Consider the following 20,164-nt stretch of genomic DNA (forward strand, 5'->3'; position numbering starts at 1 on the left):
CGACTTTTCCTTGTGTTGATTAATCAAGATTAAAGAAAAGCCATGCGTAATGTTTTACGTTAAGTGTATGAGGTACTGTATATTTACACATGCATTAAGTTTAAAATAAATGACTCCATTTTCTTACAGTGGGAACTATCAGGTAACAAAATTTTTTCAAGACTGTTAAATAAAATAATGCTGGTCTCTTAGTAATTTTTTACTTTTCAAATCTTACAGCCTGTTCATATTGATATAAATTCCACCTCCCACTGACCGAGGAGGCAATATGGAATGGTTTTTACTGGAGACGCTCATCAGTCCCGAAACAGCCACATCTTTTTCATTGATTATGAATCATAACAAAGTGTGCCGTATTATCTGGCATGAGTACGATGAGGACCTGACGCCGGGGAAATACATTCTTTTAAGCAAGGGTAAGTTTATGTTTGAAGGCAGAGAAACAATCAAGCTTATCAGGGCGTTAAAGACAGATTTTCATACGAAAACCGCCTGGAACTCTCTGAAGGCCTATACGGGCTGCGAGAAATTTTTGAAAAAAGACCAATGTAGTTATGCGCACCGTTGTGCAATTAAGACTTGCCCAAGACAACTTAATCAAAATGGTATGCCTGAGCGCAACGACAATAATCCGCATCTACATTAACGTTTGATAATTAAGTTGTAATTTTGCTCATGATTATCAGGTGCAATATAACCCCTGCCAGTTTAGTTTTAATTTCCTGAGAATAATCAGGGTTTTTATTTAAATGATACAGTCATTTGAATTATTTCTTTAGTATATCCTTCCGGGATATACCGGGTCTTGGCTTAACCGGACTGTTTGCCCTTCTACTTTACCGGATACTGCAGGTACGGAACTTGGGCTGGTTCTGCTTTTAATCGTAATGTGCCATTCCGGATCATTGATCCTGCTACCCGTAAAACAACATAGCACAATGTTCGCAACGTCCGCTTCTGGCACAAAGCGGACTGACGGCAGGCCAGGGTCCGCTATGAGCGAGAAGCATAAGTCGCTGCTGCGTGAGCTGGAATAGAGCTTTGGTGGTGCGGCGGGCGAGAAGAACAGTCCGCATTCAAAAAGCTTTCTCGATGGCGTCAAAAAGTTCTTCTACGATTTGACTCGCTAAGCGGAAACGCTGCGGTAAACATAAAAAGCCCCTGCTGTGCAGGGGCTTTTTTTATTGCTGTACTATTCAGCAAAACGTATCCGTTAGGCGTACTCAAAAATCTTTCTCATGTTTCCGCTTTCGTTGTCGATAACCTGATTGCTGGCTGAGTGATGATTTCACTCAGCATTTATTTTTTCATTTCAGGCGATAAGGATATTTATGAACAAGCTTTGTGTTGCGGCGTTGTTGGCTCTGAGTTTAACCGGCTGTGCGCAGCAGACTTTCGTAATGAAACAGAATCAAGTTGGCGCGGCGACGAAAACCACTAGCCAGCCGTTCTTTGTTTCAGGTATCGGTCAGCGTAAGAGTATTGATGCAGCGCAGGTGTGCGGCGGCCAGGAAAAAGTTAGTCGGGTTGAAGTGCAGCAGACGTTTGTTAATGGCTTACTGAGCGTGGTGACGTTTGGTATCTACACGCCACGTGAAGCGCGCGTTTATTGCGCCATCTGATAATGCCTCAGGCCGGTTCGCCGGCCTAATCCTGCGCCTGTTATTAAATATTGTAACTATTAAATTCTGCTGTCGTACCGCTGCGCGGCTTGCCTGCTGACGACGTTACTCGAAACGAGTTCAGGCAACGTCGTCCAGCCTGGTAAAAGCAGTGGTAAGCTGTTGAGGCATGTCAGTCCGTTTTGAGCGAGAAGCGGACATACACTAATGACTACTGAATATTTTCATAATTTCAAACATATCTTCCCTGTTGCGCATGCCAGCAAAAAAGCCCGCCAGTAGCGGGATACACGTTTTTACCTGCGTCTGCAAAGCGCAAAAAAAACGGCGCATTAAGCGCCGTCAGAAACAAAAATCTGCTTTGCAGTGATCAAAGGTCACCCTGGTGAGGGCTACATATTTATCGGCTTCGCGCAGTGAACATTCAGTAAAATTCATTATTCCCCGAAGGCAAAAAAAACCGCCATCTAAAGCGGGGTGAATCAGGGGTGAGATTCAGAACGGCTTACTGTGACCGGAACCAGCAGGAACCGTCACCCTTTAAGGCTGGTAAGGAACGTTCCGCCGCACAAGCGAAGCCAGCTGCCGCCCTTTTCGCACCGCACCCTGCCACCCTGGCAGATTTAACATAACAGTGCTATTGCCCCGCCGTATAGCTCCTCAGCGCAACTCTGGCGCGTGCGGGCCGTTTCAGGCACCTTTCCCCGGCCAGAATCCTGAAAAACGCCTCTGATGATTTCGATGCGGCTGCATGGTTATGCACTGTCATCTGCTCGCCACAGATTTGAGCATTCCAATGCTAGCAATGTCCGCTCCTGGCACAAAGCGGACATGCGGCAGGGCAAGGTCTGCTAAGAGCGATCAGCGGACGCTGAAAATCTTTTGAGGCTGGCGTTTAACAATGAATGTTCCTGGAAGTGCTAAAGCTCAGGAATAAGAAGTACATCAAAAATGTTTAGGATATGAAGACAGGACATTTTCAGTAGGCCAACATTCATTGGCCCCTCAAATTATTTAGGACACAAGGCTTACAGCTGAGTGATACGCGTATCTGCGATGGTTTCCGCGAAATGTTTCCCAAATAAGTCTGCGGGCGTCTGGAAACCAGGCTTTGCATCTCCCGCCAGCACTCTTCGCGCTGCCTCCGCTGCGGCTATCGCAGTAAAACTGTATCCATTAACCGTGTCTAGCAGCATTTGTACTGTCTTTCCTTCAGCGTCTACTATTTCGGCAACAGCCTGGTAACGACTGCTTTCACGCTCTTTTGCTGAAGGGCCATCGGGTAATGTAGATAAATCCCCTTGTGGAAACCCAATCCCACTAACGTGTACAAATGTAGAGATGTCAGGGATGCCCGTTGTTTTCCAGACAGTGACCAGGTCCGGCAGGGTTACTGGAAAACATTCTCGTGCACCACTGCCAAAATCAAAAGATCTCAGTTCGCCGGGGTCCTTTGGCACCAGCTGTCCACTGAGTCTTATGAGACATTCAGGCGATAAATTCTCCATCGCGCTCACAGCTGAGCCCCGTGACATTGATCCGGCCACGTTCAGTGCCAGAGAAATGCTTACAGGATACTTTACCCGTTCTGCGGCATGTACTGCGAGGCACCCCAGCATTGCTACCGATCCTCCACACCCCGGTAGCAGCATAACGCCTGCAGCGCTCGCATCCTCTTCATAGGCTTCAGCCAGCCTGTAACTGTCCTGTTCTGCGGCAATATCGAGATAGTGAATCTTATTGCGTACCGCTGCGTTTATCAGGGCATCGGCAGTGTACGCAAAAGGCCCTGCGCAGTTGAGCAATACCGTAACATTTGCCAGCGCCTCATCTATTTCAGACGGATTTTCAAGAGAGAAAACTTTGTATGGTAAGTTCAGCTCACTGGCCATAGCGACAAGTTTATCTTCACTACGGCCTGCAATAGTCACCGGTATGCCCGAATCTAATGCGTGTTGAACAATCATGCTTCCTGTATACCCGGTAGCGCCATAGATCATCATAGTTTTCATATTCATCCTGTGTAACAGTGCACCCGTTATGCTGGTTTAGCATCTGAGTTCATATAGTAAGCGTGTACGGCTTATGGATTGTGTTGCCAGCTTTTATAGACAAACTCAATGCTATATCCGTCTGGGTCTCTGACCTGGGCTGCGTAATAACGGGGGTCATAATGCTTCTGTGCTCCCGGCGGGTGAATTTCGGTTGCACCAGCAGCAAGAGCTTCAGCATGCGCCGCGTTAACCATGGACTCCGATTCTGCGATGAAACCTACGTGGACAGCATCAGCGCAAACAGTCCCCTGCCTGAGCCAGAAAAATATCCGGTCATTTGCACCAAATCCTTTGAGGTCAGGGTGTCCGTGAGGCCCCTGTGCACCGTCATAGTCATGGCGGTTTACGATGCCAAGAACAGGCAGTACGCGCTCATAAAATGCGATTGAACGTACAGGGTCACTGACTGAGATAAAAATATGATCAAGCAAAATAAATTCCTTTATCAGACGTTATAGCCACCCGCAACCTCGATTGACTGCGCATTGATCCAACCCCCATCGTCCGTCAGCAAAGAGGCAATCACCCGAGCGACTTCATGAGGCTCACCAACGCGTCCCAGCGCAGTTTGTGAAGCGAGCAGAGATTCAAATTCGTCATTAAGCCCACCGCCAAGTTCAGTGCGGATGGGGCCAGGTGATACTGCGTTCACTCTAATCCCGCGTTCGCCAAATTCCTTCGCCATATAGCGACTCAGGACTTCGAGCCCCCCCTTAAATGCTGCGTAAGGGGCGACACCAGCGGTGGCGACACGCGTGGTAGCGCTTGTGATATTGACAATGCAGGAGTCTCTGCGCAGAAGAGGCAGCAGCTTCTGTGTCAGAAAGAATGGCCCCTTGAGATGCACATTCATCAAGCCATTAAATTGCTCCTCAGTTACGGCTTCAATGGGGTTAAAGAGTCCGTAGCCGGCGTTATTTACGAGGCCATCAAGACCTGTTGTATTCCATTGTGCTTTCATCACCCGCTCAAGTGCAGCTCGGAACTCATCAAAACTACCGACGTCGCCAACATTCAGCTTCATAGCAATGGCTTTACCACCGGAGGCTTGGATGCTCTTGACAACGGATTGCGCTGATTCAGCCTGGTTGTTCCACGTCAGAATGACGCCAAATCCACGCCTTGCACACTCGATCGCTGTGCTGGCACCAATTCCCCTGCTGCCCCCGGTAATCAGAACGTGTTTCATGATGGCTCCTGTAAGTGAAAGAATACGCTACACAGGTTACGCACCGGGATTATCGCTGGCTTATGCGATCCTCTTTGATTGTTGCCCGATTCTGCTTTTATGTTGTTGTGGGTAACGGAGACGTGTTATCAATCGCTGATGGAAAATAAATTACGCGAACTACGAGAACTGGCATCCGGAGCCGGAAATCAGCGGACAGAGACGGGAATTCCCCGGGTAGCAATGGTGCAGGGAGAAATTCCTGAGCACAGACTTTCTGCTGTTTATGAGCCTATGATTAATCTGATCCTGACAGGTTCAAAAAGCATGACTGTTGGCGGAAGGACATTAAACTACAATCCAGCTACTTATTTTGTCATGTCAGTAGACTTACCCGCAGTAGGAAATGTGTTCCCTGATAACGTTACAAATGCACCTTATCTGGCTGTCAGCCTGACGCCCAAGCCTGAAATTATTGCCGATCTGCTGGACAAGATTCCCGGCACTGGTGACGCTTATCTCTATCATTCAGGATTTTCAGTAGCGCCAGTCACCCGGGAATTACTGGATGCATGGATTAGAATGCTGTCCCTTATCAGAAAGCCTGATGAAATTGCCGCTCTGGCTCCGGCGTATGAACGGGAAATTCTTTTTCGTGTACTACAGGGCCCCCTTGGATGGATGCTAAGGGAGATCGCAACGCCTGAAACCCACCTTGCAAGGATTTACAAGGTGATCAACTGGATTAAGACAAACTACACACAAGCCATACGTGTAGGGGATCTGGCTGAAATGGCAGCGCTTAGCGTGTCCGCTTTTCACCGCCACTTCCGCGCCATAACTGCCTTAAGCCCCGTACAATACCAGAAACAAATTCGCCTGATGCATGCCCGGCTTAAGCTCGCCACATCGGGCGAAAATATTATGAATGTCGCGCTATCGGTGGGCTATCAAAGCCACACTCAGTTTAGTCGGGAATACGCAAGACAATTTGGATTACCGCCCTCAGCTGATTTGAAAAAAATCTCCCTCAGCCATGCTCGCAATTAGCGCAATGTGAAGATTGCCTGCCAGAATTTTATTCGGTTGTCCTGGCATCAAACTCAGCCTGAGCAAGTGTCACGTCAGAACTGTATTCAATGGTCCAGTTAAATAGCGCCTGAAACGGCGCTTCCAGAGTGCGTCCCAAAGGGGTAATGCTGTATTCAACTGCAATCTGAGACGATGGAATGACGCGACGGGCAATTATGCCGTTTCGTTCAAGACGGCGTAAGCATTGAGTCAGTGACTTCTGGGTAATGCCATCCATGCACCGCTTTATCTCGTTAAACCGCAATGGCTTGCTGCACAGAGCGAAAAGGATTGAGACAGACCACTTGTCAGTTATTTGATCCAGTAATAACCGGCCTGAAGCCTTGTCCTCGCATGAATGACCGGGGTAATACTCCGGACTGTGCGCTTGCCTGCTGTTTGCTGACATACAGTTTACCTCCGTATACCTGGGTGAAAAAAGGTGCCTAATTGACACTAGGTATCCACAGTATACCATCTGAATCACCAATCATAAGGAGCAAATTATGTCAGTATCACTCAGTGAAAATGTTGCAAACAAGCTTGCTATCGTCGATTCGCTTTACCGATATGCGGCAGGAATTGATCTCAAAGACCCGGAGTTAATTAAAGGGGCCTTCACTGAAGATGCGGTGTCTGACTTCCGCCCTGCGGGAGCTAAAGCGGGTTTTGAATATCCTGTCCTGGAGGGTAAAGAAACGATAGCTGATGCATTGCTGAATTCGCTTAAGCCGATTGTCACCACTCATTCAGTGACGAACCCACGTGTAACTATCGATGGAGATAAAGCATATTTGGAGGCGATTGTGGAAGCACAGCACTTGCCTGAATCCGATCCCTCACGCCACTATCTGATGAAAAATCGTTATGACGTTGAACTTTTAAAGCAACAAGACGGCTGGTTCATATGCCGGGTCACAGTTGATAATGTCTGGAGGACGGGTGACCCGACAGTGCTGGCAGGAGTCTAAGGTTTACCGGAACATTGGATAACCAGAATTTCTGAGATATGCAAATGTACTGAAATCTTTATTGTGTGTGCCTTATCTTAAAACAACGGTGGATGAAGGAGCATTAAATCATCCATCGTTAAAAGAAAAGAAGGATGTTTCATATTCCAGGTTAATGACACAATCAGGGCCACTTCAATAGATTTTGATATCTATATAATCATTCTGATGTCCGCTTCTGGCACAAAGCGGACGGTCGCATCCCTACGCTGCTCCGCGCAAGGCGCATCTTGCCGCCAATACAAAAACGATCATGCGCATATACAGAGAATCGGCAGAGCCTGGCGCGGCTGTAGAGAGCAGGAGTAATACAGGCGCTTTGAGTGCAGGCTTTACTCAGTGCCTGCAGTCTTAAGCCGGGTGATAGAACGAAGGAGGCTGGCCCGTCACGCGGCGAAACATAGTCGCAAAGGATGAACCATTGTCGTAGCCAAGCGACAATGCCACTTCATTCACCGGCTTGCCCGTTATCAGCATTGCCAGCGCGCTGACCACGCAGGCCCGCTGGCGCCAGGCGGAAAATGACATGCCGGTCTGCTGCAGGAAATGGCGGCGAAAGGTGCTGGCACTCATAAACATCGCCCTGGCCCAGCGTTCAGCAGGATCGTGGACAGTTGGCGCGAGTAGAAATGTCTGGCACAGCGCCAGCAGCGCAGGCTGCCGCGGCAATGGAATATCGAACTCGCGCGCTGGCATGGCTGCCAGTTCCAGTAGCAGCAGGTTCATCAGCGCGCATTCGTGCTCGCTCTCATAGAGCGGAGGCAAATCGACAGCCTCAAGCAGTAACTGACGCAACAGTGGCGAGACGCTGATAACGTCGCAGCGGTTACGGTGGATCAGGCGCGCCGCGCATTCGGGCGCGATATACAGGCTCCGCGTCGTCACGCCGACAAACTTTACCGCATGCAGAGTTTCAGGCGGGATCCACACCGCATGCTGTGGCGGCACTACCCACTCCCCGTCACGGGTGGATACATGCATCTGACCGGTTGCGCCATACAACAGCTGCGCGCGGCGATGCCGATGGAGAGGCAGTAAAAAACCCTGCGCATAATCATTGCCGATCGCGACCACGTCACGCGCCAGACTATCAACATTGTCAATGCTCACGTTGCGCACTTTTGCCTCCTTCTGACCGGTTTGCAAGGGTAGTTGAGCGCTGCGCAAATGGGAAGTGGCGCGTAAGGGGGATAAGCTGCGGGTTCAATTTCATAGCGGAACATTCCTTTGAACGACATCCTTATTATTGCTCTGGCAGGGTTCACCACTGGCATCACAACGGTGCTGTTTGGCTTCGGCGGCGGCTTCGTTGTGGTGCCTTTTGTCTATCAGCTGCTGCGCCATCAGCCTGATATGACAGGGAATGCATTACATATCGCCGTCGCCACCTCGACGGCGGTCATGATATTCAACGCAGGCTGGGTCAGCTATCGAAACTGGCGTGCGGGCAGTATCTCAGCGCAGGCATGTCTGCCGCTGCTGTGGTTCATCGCCACGGGCGCAGTGGTTGGCTCGTGGCTGGCAGGATTGTTGAGCGAAGAATGGGTTCGCGTACTGTTTATCCTTTATATGCTGTTGACGATTGGCGACTGCCTGCTGCGCAAAGGTTTCTTCAGCGGCAGCGCGCCGCGCCGTTTATCGCTGGCAACAGTGACTGGCGGCGGGATAGTGATTGGTGTCATTGCCGCATTGCTGGGTGTCGGCGGCAGCGTTATGACGGTGCCGCTGCTGCGGCGACACGGCTATGCGATGCGAGACTGCACCAGCGCGGCCAATCCCCTTTCGCTGCCGGTGGCGCTGTGCGGCACCGTAACTTATACGGTGAGCGGCTGGCAAAAAATCCCGGCAGAGGGCTTCCTGGGTTTCATCAGCCTGAAAATTATGGGCTTACTGGTGCTGACGGGTTGGATGGGCATTCTGTTTACCCGCCGAGTGATCCCAGTCGTCCCCGATGTCTGGCATGCGAGAATCTATGTGCTGCTGTTGTGCGTCGTGCTGCTGGCTATGCTGTTGTAAGCATATAACGTGCACTATGAGGGAAGAGCGGAGGTACAGCGGTCCTGATGCTTGTGCCGCATGCTTATAGACGCTGTACGTTCCACCCTATAAAAACGAGAGCGCTTAATTACTCAACTCTCGAACTGTCAAATACCGGAATCGGTCAGGGTAGCCCTCACGTGAGGAAGACTCTGGGGATAATTTTGCTGAATAAACTCAATCATTTTTTCCCGAACGTGACAGCGTAAATCCCAGGCGATGGGGGAATTCTGAGCGGTCATCAATAATCTGATAGTCATGGTTTTTTCACTCGTATCAGTAACCTGGAGCACCTGAGTTTGTTGATCCCAGAGCTTTGTTTCACTGAGAACTTTTTCAAAATGCGCTCGGAGAGGATCTAACGGCATGGAATAATCAACGTAAAGAAAAACAGAACCTAAAATTTGTGCGTTATTACGTGTCCAGTTTTGGAACGCATTTTCTGTAAAGTATGTGATGGGTAACACCAGTCGGCGCAGGTCCCAGAGACGCACCACAACATAGGTCAGGTTTATCTCTTCAATCCAGCCCCATTCTTTTTCAACGACCACAGCATCATCAATTTTTATCGGCTGCGTAAAGGCTATCTGAATTCCGGCAAACAAGTTAACAAGGGATTTCTGTAAGGCAAAACCAATGATTATTCCGGCAACCCCGGCACCCGCCAGAATTGTAGTGCCGAATTTTCGAACACCAGGAAAACTGAGTAAAATCAGAGAAACACAGAATGTCACGAGTACGACGATAGCGACTTTTTTAACATAGATTATCTGAGTGCGAATTTTACGGGCGCGAAGATTATTCGAAAGATTAATGTCATAACGTATAAAAAGCATATCCTGCGCAACATTAGTCAATCGAATCAAAACGGAGCAGAAGGATAATATAATAAATACATGAGTGGTTGTTGTAATAAAATTAAGTGAGTCAGGTTGAATGTTTACATAATTAACCCCTACGCTTATTAACAATAAGGGAATGAAAAGAAACATTGATCCACGAAGGTGCTTTTCAAGTGATTTGAATAGCTTCTTATCACGACTCTGCCAGTAGCGGATGAATCTGAGAAGGATAAATCGCGCCAGAAAACCGAGTGCGAGTGAGAGAGTGACGAGCAATACAGCAGGCACCCATGATGGAGTGCCAGATAACTCACCAAATAACGATGGCATTATTTTCCCTTATATTCAGCCAACAACTTTACGTTGTCAGACAAGTCAAAAAAACAGTAACCATTCTCTTCCTGGTTATCTGCGGATTAGCTAATTCACGCGCATGAGTATATGAAAAATATAATAAACTGGCCTCCTCAGGACATGAAAAACATCGGGTAATTCCTGGTTAACGCTTCCTGCGTACGATGAGTTCAGTATGGGTTCTGTTCACCGTTTTTGCTTTTTCAACGTGTTAAAGTCAGCTTTTGGCACAAAACGGACAGACTAGCCGAGAAGTGCCAGAAGCGGATATCAGTGTCAGGTTGGCCCTGCCCCGAAATACTGCTCCATTCAGAAACAGAATTTCGGCATGATATTCACTTTTCTGAGCGGTGGTTGTGCCGATGAAAAAGTCACGATTTACCGAAGCGCAGATTGTCTTTGCTGTGAAGTAGGCAGAGCTGGAGCAGGAGAGTTCGCTTGAAGGAGCGGGTTGCCGACCTAAGCCTCGCCACAAACCACGCCGTGTGCCCTTGCAGCTCCGGGCTACGTGGCAATTTCAATGTTGAACTGATTCTGCTTTGAGGATTCCGACGTGACCACCTTTCATCAATTTACTGCCACCAGTTTGCGTGGCCAGCTCATCCCTATGGCCGACTATGCTGGCAAGCTGGTTCTCGTCGTTAATACCGCCAGTCATTGTGGATTTACGCCACAATACGCAGGCCTTGAATCGCTTTACAAGAAGTACGCCGCCCAGGGTCTGGTGGTGCTAGGTTTTCCCTGCAACCAGTTCGGTAAGCAGGAACCCGGCGGTGCTGACGAAATCGCGCAGACCTGCCACATTAACTATGGTGTGAGCTTCCCGATGTTCGAGAAAGTGGAGGTCAACGGCGCCTTAACGCACCCGGTGTTTCGTTATCTGAAAGACGAATTGCCCGGCGTGCTGGGTGGGCGGATCAAGTGGAACTTCACTAAGTTCCTGATCGGACGCGATGGCAAACCGCTCAAGCGTTTCGCACCGATCTCCACCCCTGAAAAAATGGAAGCCGCGATCCTTGCTGCACTTGAAATCTAATACTTCCTGTCAATCACACTATTTCCTTTGAGGGAGCTTCCGGAAAACTAATTACAACCGTAAGAGGTTATCATCCGTTTCTCGCTCATAGCTGACATGCGCACGCTGCACTAACAGGGGCTCAGGTTGAGTAAGCTTTATGTCAGTCTTGTAATGGCTTAGAGAAACATACAGCCTCTTCCCGGCCTATGTATGGTCCGTAATTCTCAATGCGCACGTAGCCATTTTTCTTATAAAAATGTACTGCCCTGTGGTTAACAAGCCGGGTTTCAAGCCAGAGTTCGGTATATCCCATGCTCTTCGCGGAAGTTTCGAGGAAAGTAAGTAAAGCATTACCAATACCTGGAGCGCTCCGGTCTGAAAACATCCTTTTAAGTTCCGCTATATTCCCTGTTAGCGGTCGGATAGCGCCACATCCTATCGCATCGCCCTTTATGTTTCTTGCCAGTGCCCACAGTGATCTGTCCCCATTCATTGAGTCTGATGTGAAGTTGCTTTTGCCACTATCACCGGTAATGGTGGCAAGCTCTGCTGACAGTTTTTCTGTTAAATAATGAGAATCTGGAGAATGTGGATCTGATTTTTCTACTGTGATCATGCCGTTACCTTTCGTATAAGTATCCGCAGGATAGAAAATGCTGATGGTAAGTGCATCATCCTTCAATGGATGATAGTGAATCGCCAGACTGCAACATACCGCCATCACCGATGTCACTACGTCCGCTTTTCGCACAAAGCCGACCGGGATTTTTATGGAGGCAGGTTTCTTACCACTACACCCTATTCCATTCTTCCTGCTGTGAGCGCGTTAACCCAGTCAGGGCGATTGTTAGCCAATGCAACCTCGGCGGCTTTTTCCCAGTTATAGGCTACCTTATGAAACGCTACGGACCATTTATCGTTGCACTTTTCCAGAATCGCATAGCGGGCATGCGGTGAACCGCTTTCCATTTTATGATAATAGGGCTGATCATCTTCATAGGCCTGTAAACCAACACTGCCGGGATTCACGATAAGGCATCCTGAGCTCAGTTCAAGGCTTCGGGGGATATGAGTGTGACCACAGAGGATAAGAGAAGCGGTCTGATGTTCCACATACTCATTCACCCTTGCGTGAGAAGAGACTTTGACGCCTGATTCCGTCACCTCTTCAAGAAGATAAATACTGTCATCACCCGGAACCCCATGAACCATTAGGATCTCGTCATGAAGGGTTAGCTCAGCAGGCATATTTCGCAGCCAGTCCCAGTGTTCCGGTCTGAGATGCCTGCACGCATGGCTGTCGGACAGCCCCATTCTTTCAGGTTGCGTTTCAAGCAACTGCCGTTCGTGATTACCTTTTATCGTGGGGAAATTCAGCGGTAAAAGCCTCTCGGCCGTTTCTGCCGGGCAAAGACCACCAGAAAAAACATCGCCAAGATTGACAACAAAATCTACTCCCCGGGTTTCGATATCCTGCAGCACGGCATTTAGCGCGAAAATATTTCCATGAATGTCCGAAATCGCTGCCATTTTCATCATCAAACTCCTGTTTTCTTAATCAGATACCTGGTTTTCTCTAATTGCTTTTTACCCTTGCATCAAGGGGTTAAGATGGGCTTCCGCTGGCCCATCCTGTTTGATTAACAGGCTCCTATATTTTGGTCAGCTTTTAGCTCATAGCCACTCAAAATTGTGCCATGGGGATGTTTTCCAGAGGGATATACGCATGCCTGCATTTAATCCAAAGCAGAAGTTAAAGGCATGAGGACTATCAGGAAAGTTTGATAACATTGACCGCGATAACGCTCAAGGCCAGGCCAATCAGGATGACACCAGAGATACGTTCCAGCCAGGGCAACATTTGCGAAAAGTACCGCAGGAACAAGCGATTGCCAATGAATATTGCCACCAGCAAATCCCACAGCAGCACGATACTAAACATCCACACACCATAGGCGACTTTCAGACTCATCGCCGTATGGGTCCCGCCGAGCAGCGTGGCCAGGCTGACGTAAAACAGCGCGTTTTTAGGATTGAGAATACCAGACAAAAAGCCCATGCCTGACTCACGGTAAGGACTCATTACGTCCGCAGATTCTGTCTTAAGGGCATCTGCTTCGACATTGTGTTCAGCAATGGAATTCCTGCCAGCAAAGCGGATAAAAAGTTGACCGATGTACAGTAAATAGGCACAGCCTGCGAGCTGAATAGCAATAAAGCTGATACTGTCCGGTCGGAAAAGCGTTATGCCGCTGAAAGCGGCGAGAATAAATACGCCGTTCGCGATCGCTATTCCCAGACATACATTTGCTGCACGCCGCCAACCGGCTCTTATTGAGGTACGTGCAACCAGGAAAAAATCCGGACCGGGCGACAGCAGCGCCAGAAAATGTGCCGCTGCCACGAAAAAAAATTGTTGCATCACAATATGATCCTCTTAAAAAAAATTTTTAACAGGATGCAAAACTGGAACAGCATTGTATTGAATAAAATTGCATTTTGCTCAAGCCCGATAGCAGCCCGGCGTTACACCAGTATGAGCCTTAAATACACGCTGGAAGTGGCTTTGATCGGCAAAACCCAGTCGGTAGGCAATATCGGTTATTTCATGGCCTGACTGAAGCCAGCTGCGCGCCTGATTAATGCGAACGTTAAGTTGGTAAGAGTGCGGCGTCATTCCGGTCGCAACGCGAACCGCCCTGATCAGCTGATAACGACTCAGCCCTGAGAGGTTTGCCAATTCTGTTAACCCCCACGGCTGGCGCTCGGTCTGTTGCAGTGCATCTATAACGCTTTTTACTGCCAGGCTGGCACAGGGCGACACGGCCGGGAATGTTTCAACCAGGTTTTCGCCACAGTCACAATCGCCAATAAACTCTATCAGCGCGGCATTTTTATCTTCTTTACTGGCGGTTGAAAACAGGAGGTTATTCAGTTCACAGAAGCGACGATAGACAACGTCTTTATCAACCAGTCGAATTTCACTTTCACTGATGAACCCACCCGACAAATTGCTCATTTCTGCAACTAAAGCACTTAACCAGCCGGCATCCAGGTGCAGCATCTGATAGCTCCAGCTCTGATCAGGCAGAGGATTACAGGCATGAACACAGCCACCCGGAATGAAAACCATCATTCCGGGCCGCAACGAGCACGGGCCAGATGTCGCGCCAGTGAAAGTACTACCGCCTGCATCAACCGCGCCTATAGAAAAAGTCGGATGACTGTGTGGCTTATAACACGCGCGGCTGTTACAGGCGCGGCGACTTTCAACATAGTTAACGGACGGATCGCGCCAGAATTCTGTCCGGCTGTCTGTGCTGACGTTATCGTTACCGCTGTGGCTCGAATCCTTAGCGGTGAGCCTGGGTCTGATGATCATGGCTGTTTCCTTCCTGATGCCAGTGGACCGGGTCATGCCAGCATGGCGTGAAATCATCCATGATGTCATTAATTTAAAGAGAGAACTCTGCAGCCTGCACTTAGTTTGCACAGATGTGTTGCCGCGGGTTTTATCATTCTATGGAATTAGGCTCTGATGCTTATTAACTTCAAGAAATCGCCAACTAGAATGCTGGAAAAGGGGAAGAAATGCTTTTCCCAATAAGGTTCACCGATCACCAAAGTGAATACAATGTCAGAAAACACTATCTCAATCCTCATTTAGACTGGTTAAAGCAAAAACGAGGTGTGGTTCTTGCTGCCGGTTCATTACGTAAAAAGCATAACGATCAACCTGTCGGAGCGCTATGGGTCGTGAAAGGCTGAGCATGAAGAAGAGGCCTTATCCATATTTTCCGATGATCCTTTTTGGGTCCATGGCTTGCGAGCATCGGCTGAGGTTTTATCGTGGAGCCTGGCCTTTGAGGACATGCTTAAAGATTGATGTCCGCTTCTTGCTCATAGCGGACCTTGTCCTACTCAATGTCCGCTTTGTGCCAGAAGCGGACATAGTTAACACAGTAAGTTAATCAACAGGGACAGGTCAGCTAACTTCCATTTTTACAGCTAACATACATAAAAACTTTTCTTCTCCTCACTGTAAATAAAGGGATTAAGATGGCTATTACGCGTAGAGATTTTTATAAGTTGGCCGTCGGCTCTGCGGTTGGATTAGCGGTTCTCAGGCAGTCTCCTTCGGCACTGGCTGAAATGCGGCCAATCCCGATTAACTTAAAGCAGGGCGCGGGTGATAAAGGGGAAACGCTGAGTGGGTTGCCACCTGCGGGTTCTCAGTGTTCGGTGAGCGATTTTGACTACCAGATTAAGTATCAGCGTGCTTTTGAGGCTGTTCTCTGGAATATGCCAGCTATCGCCATCTACAGTTTCCGCCGGGCGGCGTTTACCGACCTGGGACTGAAAGATAACGATATTATTGCCTACTCCGCTCCGGCAACGCCAAAGCTGGAAGCCATCACGGCCAACAGCACCACGCCATACATTTCTGCTTTTACCGATCTTCAGAAAGGCCCGGTTGTGCTCGACGTTCCGGCAACGACTGCCGACGGAAGTTTATATGGTCAGATTGTTGATGCATGGCAGTTCACCATTGCGGATATCGGCCCCGCAGGGCTTGATAAAGGACAAGGCGGCAAAATTCTACTGACGCCACCAGGCTATGAAAAACCTGTTCCTGAAGGTTATATTCATGTCCCTTCGCCAAATTACCGCATTGCCCTTGCATTCCGTTCCGTACCGGCAAAAGGTAAAACCGCTGAGGACGCCTATCACTACTCAAAGCGGCTTCGCATGTATTACCTGTCAGAGGCAGGTTCACCTCCGCAGCAACGTTTCGTCGATCCAATCAATGACCGCTACCCTACGTTACCGTTCTACGATGAGCGTCATTTTGAAGACCTGCATGCGGTTATGAGCGTAGAGCCGGTGCAGGAACAGGATAAAGTGATGATGGGCATGCTGATGTCTCTGGGGATCGAACATGGCAAGCCTTTTAAACCCGATGAAAAAACCAGGAAAGCCATGCGTCAGGCAGCGATAGACGCCTGGTTCTATCTGCAATACTGGTTTGATAATTTTCCTCAAGAAAAGCTGTACTGGCCCGACAGACATTACGCATCACTGCTTCAGGCTGACGACAATAAAAAATTCACGTTTGTCTATGACAACCGCATTGACCTCATCAACCGCGCGGCAGAATACTTCTGGTGTACTTACATGCCTAAAGAGCTGGGTAATTCGCCTGCAACACAGTATCTCATGGCGATGGCTGACAGCGACGGCAACCTGCTTGAGGCGGGTCAGCTATACAAGATTACCGTGCCTGCAAAGATGCCGGTAAAACAGTTCTGGGCCTTATCGGTTTATAACCGTGACACGATGTCTTTCATCTATTCCGATTCGAACCGTACGACTCTCTCTTCGTATGATATGGATAAGATGTCGAAAAATTCAGATGGCAGCGTCACGCTCTACATTGGGCCTAAAGCTCCGCAAGGACTGGAAAATAACTGGATCCCCACCAGTGGAAAACGACCTTTGCCCGCAATGCGTTGCTACGGGCCAACTGACGAATTAAACAATAAAACCTTTAAATTGCCCGATTTTGAACGAGTAAATCACTGACTATCAGACATTAATACGTTGTCAGATAACATTTTGACAGCGTAAGACAATATGTCCGCTTTTCGCTCTTAGCGGACTTTTCCAGACTTAACGGTTACATAACCCCTCTTCCGCTACCTTCAGCAGATCGCTCGCTTTCCCTTTTTTCGCCCTTAATTAAGTCTATAAGACTAACTGGCGCGGCCAGATTCAGGGCTGGTACTTGCCGTTGCCATCAGCCCCCAGCCGTTAGGCCCGAAACTCCGCTTCTGGCGGAGCTTACCGGTTCTGCCGGTTAAGGAACTGCCCATCGGCCAGATGCCTGGTTTAAACTCCTCATCCCCGCATTATCATATTCATTTCGTAACGGAAGGCAGCAAGCCCGATTGTGCATATCCTTCAATAATTTCGTCAAAGAGATGAATATCGTTCCGGCTTCTGGCCATTAGCTGTGCGCCGGCAATAGCGGAAAAAATAGCACGCGCGCGTTTTTCCCCGTCTTCAGCACTGGCGATACCTGCTTCCTGAAGCTGCGTATTCAACCACACCACATTCACGTCAGCGAATTTCTGTATCTCTTTTTTCACCGGCTCCGGCAGATCATCATACTCAGCAGCCATAAAGCTGCCCATACATAGCCGGTTCTGGCTTTCAAGCGAGCGGCGAAATATATGCGGATAACGGATCAGACTTTTAAGTGCATTGCCCTCTGCTTCACGTATTGCTTCGAGGTCGTGCGCCGTGTCTTCCCAGTAGCGCTGTGCAACTGCCGCACCTAACTCCGCTTTGCCGGGGAAATGATAATAAATGCTTGCGGCTTTGATACCGACCTCATCAGCCAGGCCGCGAATATTAAGCCCGGTGTAACCATGAGCCTGTGCCGCCAGACGGGCTGCTTTTAATATTTCGTCTTTAGATGTCTTGCTCATCATGTCTCTCCTGAAGAATATGCTTTAATTCTAACATGTGTTAGGTAGGTGTTGACAGGGTCAATTTATGCGCCTACTGTTTACCTACCAAACGTTAGTTAGATAAGGCGATGATCATCATGAGCAAAGATATTTTTTATTCAGACGCAACCCAACTGGCCGCAATGATTCGCAGTCGTGAAATCTCACCTGTTGAAGTTATGCAGGCGCACATTGACCGTATCGAAGCGATAAACCCAGAGGTTAATGCCATTGTGACAATGGCAAATGATGCAATGAAACATGCTGTTGCAGCGGAAGCCGCAGTGATGAGAGGAGACAATCTCGGTCCCCTGCATGGCGTTCCCTTCACGGTGAAAGATTCGATAGATACGGCCGACGTACTGACACAGCGTGGCTCCCCTATTTTTAAAAATCGTCTTCCTGATAAGGATGCTACCAGCGTGGCGCGTCTCAAAAATGCAGGTGGCATCCTGCTTGCGAAAACCAACCTGCCGGAATTTTCATACTGGATTGAAAGCGATAATCTGCTTTCCGGTCGATCCAATAACCCATGGGACCTGACACGCACGCCCGGTGGCTCCAGCGGGGGCGAATCAGCCGCTATTGCTGCAGGAATGTCTCCGCTTGGGCTGGGTACAGACCTGGCCATTTCAGTGCGCGGACCGGCTGCGCAAACTGGAATCACGTCCATGAAAGCAACGCACGGTAGCGTGCCCATGACGGGCATTTGGCCGCGTGCCCCCCGCCGGTTCTGGCATGTGGGTCCTATGGCCCGTTCTGTGCGCGATATTGCCCTGGCCTTCTCACAACTGTCTGGGCCGGACGGGCATGATGCTTTTTCCAGCAATGCGCCGATTTACCCAGATGGACTGTCGTTTGCATCATTACGTCCGCTTCGTATTGGCTGGATGACCGGTCCGGGCTTTGGTCCTGTTGACCCTGAAGTGGCAGCAATAGTCAGGTCAGCAGCTGAAGCGTTACAGGGACCCGGCGTGGTTGTGGAGCACGTGAGTATCCCGGCGCTGGAGCAGGATTTTGCGCTGGATGTCTTCAACCGGATACACGTCATGGAAATGAAGCCTGCATTTGCGGCAGCAACAGCAGGTCATAGCCCTGATGAGCTTTATAAGATGGCCAAAACTATGCTGTCACTGCCAGACACTTCCATGTCTGATTTTATTGATGCGGAGCAGGCAGCAGAAAGGCTACGGGATGGTTTTGCAGAGTATTTTTCTCAGTATGATGTGCTTATAACGCATGTTCTTCCTATCCCGGCACACAAACATGGCGTTGATCGATTTGTTATCGACGGTAAAGAAGTGGATGCGACTTATCTTCAGGGTGCCACGGTCCCACTTAACGTAACGGGATTACCCGGTATAGCGCTTCCGTTTGGAAAAAGTCGCGAGGGAATGCCAGTTAACGTTCAGATTGTTGGCAAATGGCATGCAGAGAGAACCATTTTACATATCGCATCCCTGCTTGAAGAAGTCAGCCCGGTAAAAGGGGCACATCCGTCGCTGTAAAATGGCTAAAGGCCTCGCGAAGTATCGTGGGGCCTAATCTGCTCATGCTCACAGAGACGCTATCAATCAAGGCCCGCTTTTCGCTCATAGCTAACCCAACGGTTTCACATCTCATCCCAACTGAATTCAGGTAATTTCCTACAAAGCACCTCAGATAACGCGCCAGCAACGGACCAGTCAGATAGCCGGCACCAAACAGCATAAAAAGCATGCTTTTTATCCTTTTGTGGCAAAGCCTCTGGAAAAAAGATAACCGCGTTGACAGAAATGCCATCCTACTAGTAGGATGGCATTTCTGGTTAATTCTGTGTTAATAATGTGTTTAAAGCATACGTACATGCTGGAGAATAAAATGTCGCTGAATATTAAGCCGATGCAAAATATGCCCTCTCATTACTGGCTAAAAAAATATTATTATTTACGTACCGGATTTTCATTAATGTGGGTTGCAGCCGCTTTTACTGTTGGTCAGCACTCATTTGGTTTGGCCGCTATTTTACTGGTTATCTATCCTGCCTGGGATGCGTTAGCCAATTATATTGATTCAACTAAGAGCGGTGGCTTCGGAAAAAATCGCATGCAGACCATCAATATTATTGTCAGCATAATCACTACGCTGGCAGTGATATTAACAATCACAAAAAGCATGAATGCAGTCATTGCTGTCTTTGGCGGATGGGCAATTTTATCAGGACTATTGCAGCTTGGGGCGGCGATTCAACGCTGGAAAAATTATAACGCTCAGTGGAGTATGGCTCTTAGTGGTGCGCAGTCCGCCCTGGCTGGGACATTTTTTATTTTTCAGGCTCAAATGCCTGTTCCACCTTCCATTATTAACATTGCTGGTTATGCGGCCTTTGGCGCTTTCTATTTTCTTGTTTCAGCCGTATCACTCACGGCGATCATCAGAAAAAATAAACCGGTTAGCTTTTCTTAATCAAAGAGTGGTTTTATCGATTCAGATTTTA

At 48.7% G+C, this 20,164-nt stretch carries 20 protein-coding genes and 1 pseudogene; 10 read left to right on the plus strand and 11 right to left on the minus strand.

Annotated features, from left to right (window positions below):
• Positions 1-268 precede the first annotated feature (268 nt).
• The 3 genes and pseudogenes from SC127_RS09970 (at position 269) to SC127_RS09980 (ending at position 1,622) form a co-directional block, all read left to right on the plus strand.
• Complete coding sequence (locus tag SC127_RS09970; protein ID WP_332626099.1) at positions 269-646, plus strand: hypothetical protein; 378 nt, start codon at positions 269-271, stop codon at positions 644-646.
• Between the two features lie 349 nt (positions 647-995).
• Positions 996-1,130, plus strand: a pseudogene (locus tag SC127_RS09975) (molecular chaperone DnaJ); the annotation flags it as partial.
• Between the two features lie 201 nt (positions 1,131-1,331).
• On the plus strand, positions 1,332-1,622 hold the full coding sequence (locus SC127_RS09980) for a Bor family protein (protein ID WP_009089453.1): 291 nt from the start codon (positions 1,332-1,334) through the stop codon (positions 1,620-1,622).
• A 1,028-nt stretch (positions 1,623-2,650) separates the two neighbouring features.
• Here SC127_RS09980 and SC127_RS09985 read toward each other — a convergent pair.
• The 3 genes from SC127_RS09985 to SC127_RS09995 all read right to left on the minus strand — a co-directional run bounded on the left by SC127_RS09985 (position 2,651) and on the right by SC127_RS09995 (position 4,865).
• Complete coding sequence (locus SC127_RS09985) at positions 2,651-3,634, minus strand: saccharopine dehydrogenase family protein (protein WP_332626101.1); 984 nt, start codon at positions 3,632-3,634, stop codon at positions 2,651-2,653.
• A 71-nt stretch (positions 3,635-3,705) separates the two neighbouring features.
• Positions 3,706-4,107, minus strand: a complete 402-nt coding sequence (locus tag SC127_RS09990) for a VOC family protein (protein ID WP_332626103.1) — start codon at positions 4,105-4,107, stop codon at positions 3,706-3,708.
• A gap of 14 nt (positions 4,108-4,121) precedes the next feature.
• Positions 4,122-4,865 (minus strand): SDR family NAD(P)-dependent oxidoreductase, encoded by a 744-nt coding sequence (locus SC127_RS09995; RefSeq protein WP_243079533.1) that lies wholly within the window; start codon positions 4,863-4,865, stop codon positions 4,122-4,124.
• A 138-nt stretch (positions 4,866-5,003) separates the two neighbouring features.
• Between SC127_RS09995 and SC127_RS10000 the strand changes: the two genes are divergently transcribed.
• Positions 5,004-5,894, plus strand: coding sequence for an AraC family transcriptional regulator (locus tag SC127_RS10000; protein WP_332626105.1), 891 nt, complete (start codon positions 5,004-5,006; stop codon positions 5,892-5,894).
• 28 nt (positions 5,895-5,922) lie between these two features.
• Here the strand turns inward: SC127_RS10000 and SC127_RS10005 are convergent, their stop codons facing one another.
• Positions 5,923-6,324 (minus strand): winged helix-turn-helix transcriptional regulator, encoded by a 402-nt coding sequence (locus SC127_RS10005; protein ID WP_442955742.1) that lies wholly within the window; start codon positions 6,322-6,324, stop codon positions 5,923-5,925.
• A 97-nt stretch (positions 6,325-6,421) separates the two neighbouring features.
• Between SC127_RS10005 and SC127_RS10010 the strand changes: the two genes are divergently transcribed.
• Entirely contained in the window at positions 6,422-6,886 is a 465-nt protein-coding gene (locus SC127_RS10010; RefSeq protein WP_332626107.1) for a nuclear transport factor 2 family protein, read from the plus strand.
• A gap of 390 nt (positions 6,887-7,276) precedes the next feature.
• Here SC127_RS10010 and SC127_RS10015 read toward each other — a convergent pair whose 3' ends face one another.
• Positions 7,277-8,044 (minus strand): AraC family transcriptional regulator, encoded by a 768-nt coding sequence (locus tag SC127_RS10015; RefSeq protein ID WP_332626109.1) that lies wholly within the window; start codon positions 8,042-8,044, stop codon positions 7,277-7,279.
• Positions 8,045-8,152: 108 nt separating this feature from the next.
• Between SC127_RS10015 and SC127_RS10020 the strand changes: the two genes are divergently transcribed.
• The gene (locus SC127_RS10020) at positions 8,153-8,941 is read left to right on the plus strand and encodes a sulfite exporter TauE/SafE family protein (protein WP_332626111.1); all 789 of its coding nucleotides are present in this window, start codon (positions 8,153-8,155) and stop codon (positions 8,939-8,941) included.
• 128 nt (positions 8,942-9,069) lie between these two features.
• Here SC127_RS10020 and SC127_RS10025 read toward each other — a convergent pair whose 3' ends face one another.
• Positions 9,070-10,134 carry a mechanosensitive ion channel family protein gene (locus SC127_RS10025; protein ID WP_215844751.1) on the minus strand — a complete coding sequence of 355 codons (1,065 nt, stop codon included), beginning with the start codon at positions 10,132-10,134 and terminating at the stop codon, positions 9,070-9,072.
• Positions 10,135-10,711: 577 nt separating this feature from the next.
• On the opposite strand from SC127_RS10025, the gene SC127_RS10030 reads away from it, so the two are divergent.
• The gene (locus tag SC127_RS10030; protein ID WP_215844749.1) at positions 10,712-11,194 is read left to right on the plus strand and encodes a glutathione peroxidase; all 483 of its coding nucleotides are present in this window, start codon (positions 10,712-10,714) and stop codon (positions 11,192-11,194) included.
• A gap of 142 nt (positions 11,195-11,336) precedes the next feature.
• On the opposite strand, the gene SC127_RS10035 is transcribed toward SC127_RS10030, so the two are convergent.
• From SC127_RS10035 to SC127_RS10050, 4 genes are all read right to left on the minus strand, one after another.
• Positions 11,337-11,792, minus strand: coding sequence for a GNAT family N-acetyltransferase (locus tag SC127_RS10035; RefSeq protein WP_332626403.1), 456 nt, complete (start codon positions 11,790-11,792; stop codon positions 11,337-11,339).
• Between the two features lie 182 nt (positions 11,793-11,974).
• The gene (locus SC127_RS10040) at positions 11,975-12,715 is read right to left on the minus strand and encodes a metallophosphoesterase family protein (protein ID WP_332626115.1); all 741 of its coding nucleotides are present in this window, start codon (positions 12,713-12,715) and stop codon (positions 11,975-11,977) included.
• A 232-nt stretch (positions 12,716-12,947) separates the two neighbouring features.
• On the minus strand, positions 12,948-13,598 hold the full coding sequence (locus tag SC127_RS10045) for a LysE family translocator (RefSeq protein ID WP_332626405.1): 651 nt from the start codon (positions 13,596-13,598) through the stop codon (positions 12,948-12,950).
• 81 nt (positions 13,599-13,679) lie between these two features.
• Entirely contained in the window at positions 13,680-14,558 is an 879-nt protein-coding gene (locus tag SC127_RS10050) for an AraC family transcriptional regulator (protein ID WP_332626117.1), read from the minus strand.
• A gap of 677 nt (positions 14,559-15,235) precedes the next feature.
• Here SC127_RS10050 and SC127_RS10055 point away from each other — a divergent pair.
• Positions 15,236-16,759, plus strand: coding sequence for a DUF1254 domain-containing protein (locus SC127_RS10055; protein ID WP_332626118.1), 1,524 nt, complete (start codon positions 15,236-15,238; stop codon positions 16,757-16,759).
• 335 nt (positions 16,760-17,094) lie between these two features.
• On the opposite strand, the gene SC127_RS10060 is transcribed toward SC127_RS10055, so the two are convergent.
• A complete protein-coding gene (locus tag SC127_RS10060) occupies positions 17,095-17,667 on the minus strand; it encodes a TetR/AcrR family transcriptional regulator (protein ID WP_332626406.1) in 573 nt (190 codons plus the stop codon).
• Positions 17,668-17,786: 119 nt separating this feature from the next.
• On the opposite strand from SC127_RS10060, the gene SC127_RS10065 reads away from it, so the two are divergent.
• Complete coding sequence (locus tag SC127_RS10065; protein ID WP_332626120.1) at positions 17,787-19,196, plus strand: amidase; 1,410 nt, start codon at positions 17,787-17,789, stop codon at positions 19,194-19,196.
• Between the two features lie 352 nt (positions 19,197-19,548).
• Positions 19,549-20,133, plus strand: coding sequence for a DUF308 domain-containing protein (locus SC127_RS10070; RefSeq protein WP_332626121.1), 585 nt, complete (start codon positions 19,549-19,551; stop codon positions 20,131-20,133).
• Positions 20,134-20,164 lie beyond the last annotated feature (31 nt).

It is taken from the genome of Pantoea sp. T14, assembly GCF_036663535.1.
GTDB classification, from domain to species: domain Bacteria; phylum Pseudomonadota; class Gammaproteobacteria; order Enterobacterales; family Enterobacteriaceae; genus Pantoea; species Pantoea phytostimulans.

Bases quoted from the DNA above. Each gene is read 5' to 3' on its own strand.
- SC127_RS10070 (WP_332626121.1), top strand. From the start codon at position 19,549: ATGTCGCTGAATATTAAGCCGATGCAAAATATGCCCTCTCATTACTGG.
- SC127_RS10025 (WP_215844751.1), bottom strand. From the start codon at position 10,134: ATGCCATCGTTATTTGGTGAGTTATCTGGCACTCCATCATGGGTGCCT.
- SC127_RS10035 (WP_332626403.1), bottom strand. From the start codon at position 11,792: ATGATCACAGTAGAAAAATCAGATCCACATTCTCCAGATTCTCATTAT.
- SC127_RS10005 (WP_442955742.1), bottom strand. From the start codon at position 6,324: ATGTCAGCAAACAGCAGGCAAGCGCACAGTCCGGAGTATTACCCCGGT.
- SC127_RS10010 (WP_332626107.1), top strand. From the start codon at position 6,422: ATGTCAGTATCACTCAGTGAAAATGTTGCAAACAAGCTTGCTATCGTC.
- SC127_RS10055 (WP_332626118.1), top strand. From the start codon at position 15,236: ATGGCTATTACGCGTAGAGATTTTTATAAGTTGGCCGTCGGCTCTGCG.
- SC127_RS09970 (WP_332626099.1), top strand. From the start codon at position 269: ATGGAATGGTTTTTACTGGAGACGCTCATCAGTCCCGAAACAGCCACA.
- SC127_RS10065 (WP_332626120.1), top strand. From the start codon at position 17,787: ATGAGCAAAGATATTTTTTATTCAGACGCAACCCAACTGGCCGCAATG.
- SC127_RS10000 (WP_332626105.1), top strand. From the start codon at position 5,004: ATGGAAAATAAATTACGCGAACTACGAGAACTGGCATCCGGAGCCGGA.
- SC127_RS09995 (WP_243079533.1), bottom strand. From the start codon at position 4,865: ATGAAACACGTTCTGATTACCGGGGGCAGCAGGGGAATTGGTGCCAGC.
- SC127_RS10040 (WP_332626115.1), bottom strand. From the start codon at position 12,715: ATGATGAAAATGGCAGCGATTTCGGACATTCATGGAAATATTTTCGCG.
- SC127_RS10045 (WP_332626405.1), bottom strand. From the start codon at position 13,598: ATGCAACAATTTTTTTTCGTGGCAGCGGCACATTTTCTGGCGCTGCTG.
- SC127_RS10060 (WP_332626406.1), bottom strand. From the start codon at position 17,667: ATGAGCAAGACATCTAAAGACGAAATATTAAAAGCAGCCCGTCTGGCG.
- SC127_RS09980 (WP_009089453.1), top strand. From the start codon at position 1,332: ATGAACAAGCTTTGTGTTGCGGCGTTGTTGGCTCTGAGTTTAACCGGC.
- SC127_RS10050 (WP_332626117.1), bottom strand. From the start codon at position 14,558: ATGATCATCAGACCCAGGCTCACCGCTAAGGATTCGAGCCACAGCGGT.
- SC127_RS09985 (WP_332626101.1), bottom strand. From the start codon at position 3,634: ATGAAAACTATGATGATCTATGGCGCTACCGGGTATACAGGAAGCATG.